The sequence below is a fragment of the Microcoleus sp. Pol11C3 genome, from assembly GCF_036701485.1.
GTDB lineage: Bacteria > Cyanobacteriota > Cyanobacteriia > Cyanobacteriales > Microcoleaceae > Microcoleus.
The window spans coordinates 1-4,577 of the sequence record NZ_JAUBQW010000231.1 but is presented as its reverse complement, the minus strand read 5'-3'; the positions used below and the strand labels follow the sequence as shown (position 1 = coordinate 4,577).

6 protein-coding genes and 2 pseudogenes are annotated in these 4,577 nt (G+C 42.5%); 4 read left to right on the top strand and 4 right to left on the bottom strand.

From position 1 onward, the window contains the following. Window positions 1–29: 29 nt before the first annotated feature. Together QUA40_RS27655 and QUA40_RS29185 are read right to left on the bottom strand one after the other, a co-directional pair. Window positions 30–449, bottom strand: coding sequence for a transposase (locus QUA40_RS27655; RefSeq protein ID WP_445301205.1), 420 nt, complete (start codon window positions 447–449; stop codon window positions 30–32). Window positions 450–482: 33 nt separating this feature from the next. Next, window positions 483–560: pseudogene (locus QUA40_RS29185) on the bottom strand (hypothetical protein); the annotation flags it as partial. 171 nt (window positions 561–731) lie between these two features. Between QUA40_RS29185 and QUA40_RS27645 the strand changes: the two are divergent. The 3 genes from QUA40_RS27645 to QUA40_RS27635 all read left to right on the top strand — a co-directional run bounded on the left by QUA40_RS27645 (window position 732) and on the right by QUA40_RS27635 (window position 2,179). After that, window positions 732–1,262 carry a transposase gene (locus QUA40_RS27645; protein WP_333131753.1) on the top strand — a complete coding sequence of 177 codons (531 nt, stop codon included), beginning with the start codon at window positions 732–734 and terminating at the stop codon, window positions 1,260–1,262. 25 nt (window positions 1,263–1,287) lie between these two features. After that, entirely contained in the window at window positions 1,288–1,851 is a 564-nt protein-coding gene (locus QUA40_RS27640; RefSeq protein ID WP_333131752.1) for an IS630 family transposase, read from the top strand. A gap of 97 nt (window positions 1,852–1,948) precedes the next feature. After that, window positions 1,949–2,179, top strand: a complete 231-nt coding sequence (locus QUA40_RS27635) for a HepT-like ribonuclease domain-containing protein (RefSeq protein ID WP_333131750.1) — start codon at window positions 1,949–1,951, stop codon at window positions 2,177–2,179. 73 nt (window positions 2,180–2,252) lie between these two features. Here the strand turns inward: QUA40_RS27635 and QUA40_RS27630 are convergent, their stop codons facing one another. Both QUA40_RS27630 and QUA40_RS27625 read right to left on the bottom strand, forming a co-directional pair. Then, window positions 2,253–3,953: an ABC-F family ATP-binding cassette domain-containing protein gene (locus tag QUA40_RS27630; protein WP_333131748.1), complete on the bottom strand. Its 1,701-nt coding sequence runs from the start codon at window positions 3,951–3,953 to the stop codon at window positions 2,253–2,255. Between the two features lie 166 nt (window positions 3,954–4,119). Beyond that, window positions 4,120–4,245: a hypothetical protein gene (locus QUA40_RS27625; protein ID WP_333131746.1), complete on the bottom strand. Its 126-nt coding sequence runs from the start codon at window positions 4,243–4,245 to the stop codon at window positions 4,120–4,122. Window positions 4,246–4,309: 64 nt separating this feature from the next. Here QUA40_RS27625 and QUA40_RS29180 point away from each other — a divergent pair. After that, window positions 4,310–4,548 (top strand): annotated as a pseudogene (locus QUA40_RS29180) (element excision factor XisH family protein). The last annotated feature ends 29 nt before the right edge of the window (window positions 4,549–4,577 follow it).

The following is a 4,577-nucleotide window of genomic DNA, read 5'->3' as shown; positions in this document are numbered from 1 at the left end:
AGTTACATCAGCAAATATTTGGAATTGGTTTACTCACTGCTGTTATTGTACCTCACCTTTGTAAGAAATGCTATACCCGTCATGTCCATACTTACTTCTTCGATCTGATTTAAGACTTCTTCTCCCCATTCAAGCATCTTCTTTTCGATTGCTGCCTGTTTTCTTTCGGCAACTAAACCTATTAATTTATGTGTTGATAAATCTACTAATACAACTATAAATTTTCCTTGTCCTTTTACTAAACTAATTTCATCTATGCCTAATTTCTGTAAGTTTTTTACATTAACAGGCAATATTTTATTGGCTACAGTTTTTACCATTGACCAAACTTCTTCTGATGTTAATCTATTGTTTTTAGCCACGTTATTAATGTCACTATGGACAACTTGTTCAGCAATGCTTTGTGCATATCTATTTGTAAAATTCTTCTTTTTATCGAGAAACGCCAAACTTTCATTAAAAGGTTTGCGACAATTTTTACATTTAAATCTGCGCCGATTTACTCTCAGTATTACTTCTCTCTCATCCATCGGTAAATCTTTAACTAAATATCTGTAATTTTGATGTAAATGATGGCTGGTTTAACCGCATCGAGGGCAGTTTGCTGTTTTGATTTGTGATTTTACTACTAAAATTAATGTAGATTCTGTTTGTTTATAATCTTCTACTATCACGCCAGGTAAATTTAGTATGTTGGTCATTAACTTTTTCATATTTTATGACTGTAAAACTTGTTTGTAAACTTTATTGTTAATATTTTAGCACAAAATAAGTACGGAAGAGTCCATGTGGGACAAGTATTGGCTCATCGTTGTGCTTACTTACAGCAATTTGAGATCAAACCCGCTACACAAATGGTAAACTTTAAAGATGTAAAAAAAGGAGATTATTTAGAGATGGCAGCCTATTCTATTGACTTACGACAGAAGATATTAAGTGCGTGGCAAAACAAAGAAGGCACACAAAGAGAGTTAGCAAAACGATTTAAAGTCAGTTTATCGTTTCTACGTGACTTTTTGCGTCGGTATCGAAAGACGGGGGAGATAGCTGCCAGGACTCAGGGAGGGGATCGTCGCTCGAAGCTTAAAGGTAAAGAGCAAGAATTGTTAAAGATAATAGTGACAGAGAAAAGCGATATATATTTGCGAGAAATTAAAGAGGAAATAAAAGAGCGCCAAGGCATAGAAGTAAGTATATCAAGTTTGTCACGCACTCTTAACCGCTTAAAAGTCATGCGTAAAAAAAACTTTAGTAGCGATTGAGCAAGGTACCGAAAGAGTACAAAAATTGCGCTATGAATTTAGGCGTTGGCTAGATACTATAGACATCAAAAAGCTTGTATTCCTTGATGAAACAGGTGTAAATCTGGCTATGACACGAAACTATGGTAGGTGTCAAGGTGGAGCCAGAGTCTATTATAACCGCCCAGGAAATAAAGGCAAAAACATCACTTTAATTGGAGCTATGAGTGAGGTCGGCTTAATTGCTACCATGACTTTTCCAGGTAGTCTGAACACAGCTAGTTTTTTAGTTTTTGTTGAGCAAATATTACTGCCTCAGTTGTGGATTGGAGCAATTGTAGTCATGGATAATTTACCTGTATATTATGCTGAAACTACAAAAGCTTTAATTGAATCTGTGGGAGCTTTTATAAAATTTTTGCCTCCCTACTCGCCTGATTTATCGCCCATCGAGTTATGTTGGTCAAAGTTAAAAGAAATTTTTCGTTCCCAAGGAGCTCGCACATCCGATGCTCTTGATGAAGCCATCACTATGGCTGTTAATCTTATTACTGATGAAAATGCTCTCAATTGGTTTAATCATTGTGGTTTGTTTTTTGAGCCTATTTAGATAACTCGAATTGTGGCGGGTTTGCTCGCAAAGTGCTGTAAACGGCTTAATTGGTAATCAGGAAAAACCTGCATGAGTATAATTGCTCACTGCAAAAGTGACATGCTCCCTATTGGTTATTGGTGAAGCTACAAAGCGATTATCTCAAGATTTTAGACAAGCTTACCGTCATATTGAGTGGCCGTGGCAGCGCATAGCTGGGTTTCGAGATGTACTTATTCACGATTACCTGCGGGTAGATTTAGATGAGGTTTGGGGTATTGTAGATCGAAATTTTCCAGAATTAAAAGCTACTATTCGATCGATTTTGAAGGGGATTGAAGGATGATACCAAATCCCGGTTAAAAACCCTTTTTATTGTATCGGATTTGGTATCACTAGCAATTACAGAATAATGTAATTTACTTCTGTTTGGCCGCCGCTTTCTTCTTCGCCTCTTTCTCGGATTTTTTAGTCGCTTTCTCAGCTTCAAGTTTTGCGAACCTTGCTAGTTCTTTCTCTTCAGCTATTTTATCGAGATAGTAATGGTAATCTCCCAGATAAGTCCGAAACTCCCCGTCCCGAACTTCGACTATTTTGTTAGCCACTTGCGAAATAAAATAGCGATCGTGCGAAACAATAATTACCGTACCGTCGTAATTCTGAATCGCCTCTTCCATCATCTCTTTCGCGGGAATGTCGAGGTGATTTGTCGGTTCGTCCAAAATTAGCAAATTCACAGGTTCCAGCAGCATTTTTGCCAAAGCTAGACGGGCTTTTTCTCCGCCGCTCAAAGCGCCAACCTGTTTAAATACTGTTTCGCCTGTAAACAAGAACCGCCCCAACAAAGTCCGCACTTCTTCATTTTTCCAGTCGGGTACTTCGTCATGAATGGTTTGCATCACGCTTTTATTCAAATCTAAGGCTTCTGCCTGATTCTGTTCAAAGTAACCGGGGATGACGTTGTGGCCTCCCATTTTCACCGTACCTTGGGTGGGCGTTTCTAAACCCATGATCAGTCGCAGTAGGGTGGATTTGCCCGCGCCGTTGGGACCGAGAAAGGCTATGCGATCGCCCCTTTCAATTAATAAGTCGGCTCCCAAAAATAGGATTTTTTCGCCATAGGTGTGCACCAAATCTTCAATTATTGCTACTTCGCGGCCGCTGCGGGGTGCGGGGGGAAATCGGAAATGCAAAGTTTTTAACCCGCCGGTGGGGGCTTCGATGCGTTCGATTTTGTCTAACTGTTTCTCGCGGCTTTTGGCTTGGGTGCTGCGAGTGGCGCTGGCGCGGAATTTTTCAACGAAAGCTTGCTGTTTTTCGAGTTCTTTTTGCTGGCTTTCGTAGGCGCTGAGTTGGGCTTCTCTGGCTTCTGCTTTTTGCAGCAGGTAGGAAGAGTAGTTGCCGAGGTAGGTGCTGGAAACGCCGCGTTCGGTTTCGACGATTTGGGTGCAGAGCCGATCGAGAAATTCCCGGTCATGCGATACGATTACCATCGGGGTTATCAGCCCTTTCAGGTAAACTTCCAGCCATTCGATCGTCTCTAAGTCTAGGTGGTTGGTAGGTTCGTCTAGCAGCAGGATGTCGGGTTTTTGCAGGAGAATTTTGCCTAAACTCATCCGCATTTGCCAGCCGCCACTGAAGGCGCTGACTAATCGATCGCCGTCTTCGGGTTCAAATCCGATTTCGGGCAGAATTTTCTCGATTTGGGCTTCTAAACCGTAGCCGTTTAAGCCTTCAAATTGCCGTTGCAGCCGATCCATTTTGTGGATCAGTTCGTCGAGATTTTCTGGGGTGGAGGCTTCTAAGTCTCGATGCACTTGCATCAGGGTTTCGTGGACTTCGTTGGCTTCGCTGAAGGCGCGCCAAAATTCTTCTCTGACGGTGCGAGTCGGATCTACTTCAAATTCTTGGGAGAGGTAGGCGATGTGGAGGCTGGCGGGGCGAATGACTTCGCCTGCGGTGGGTTCGATTTCGCCGGCAATGATTTTGAGTTGGGTGGATTTGCCGGCACCGTTAACGCCTACTAAGCCGATGCGATCGCCTGGCTTGACTTCCCAGGTGACATCTTTGAGTACGACGCCTGTGGGGTAAATTTTACTGATGTGTTCGAGTCGCAGCATTGTTGTGGGGACTGGGGAAGGGCTGGTTTAGCGGCGGATGGGATGCCGGCGCTGAGGTCGAGTTAATCTTAACAAATTTTAATTATATTTAGCGTATTGCGAGATTTTGATTTGGTAGGAGTTACGCGAAGAAACCGGGTTTCTATGAAAAATCGCAGATTCTCAGCTAGAAATACACGAAGAAACCCGGTTTCTGGCCTCGATGTGGGGGCAGGACTATTTGGGTGGGGCGATCCTCTTCGAGGGCTTCGCTAACGGGCGATCGTGTTGTTTCAGATTGAATTTCTCGCATAATTGTTGAGACTTCTGCACATTATAATAGTCAGTGTCAACCTCGATAGCAAAAGAGAGCGATCGTGCCAGCAAGAGACATTTATCATCAAGTTGTCAAACAGGCTCTGATTAAGGCTGGCTGGACAACTACCCACGATCCGTATCCCTTGGCTTGGGCAAAGAGAAACCTATCGATCTTGGTGCCGAACAGCTATTAGCTGCTGAGAACAACCATCGCAAGATAGCCGTTGAAGTTAAAAGTTTGATCGGAGAGTCTATAGCATTTCTTACAAAGGTGAGGTACAATAACAGCAGTGAGTAAACCAATTCCAAATATTTGCTGATGTAACT

Coding starts and splice junctions, on each gene's coding strand:
- QUA40_RS27630 (WP_333131748.1), bottom strand. CDS start 3,953: ATGCTGCGACTCGAACACATCAGTAAAATTTACCCCACAGGCGTCGTA.
- QUA40_RS27625 (WP_333131746.1), bottom strand. CDS start 4,245: ATGCGAGAAATTCAATCTGAAACAACACGATCGCCCGTTAGCGAAGCC.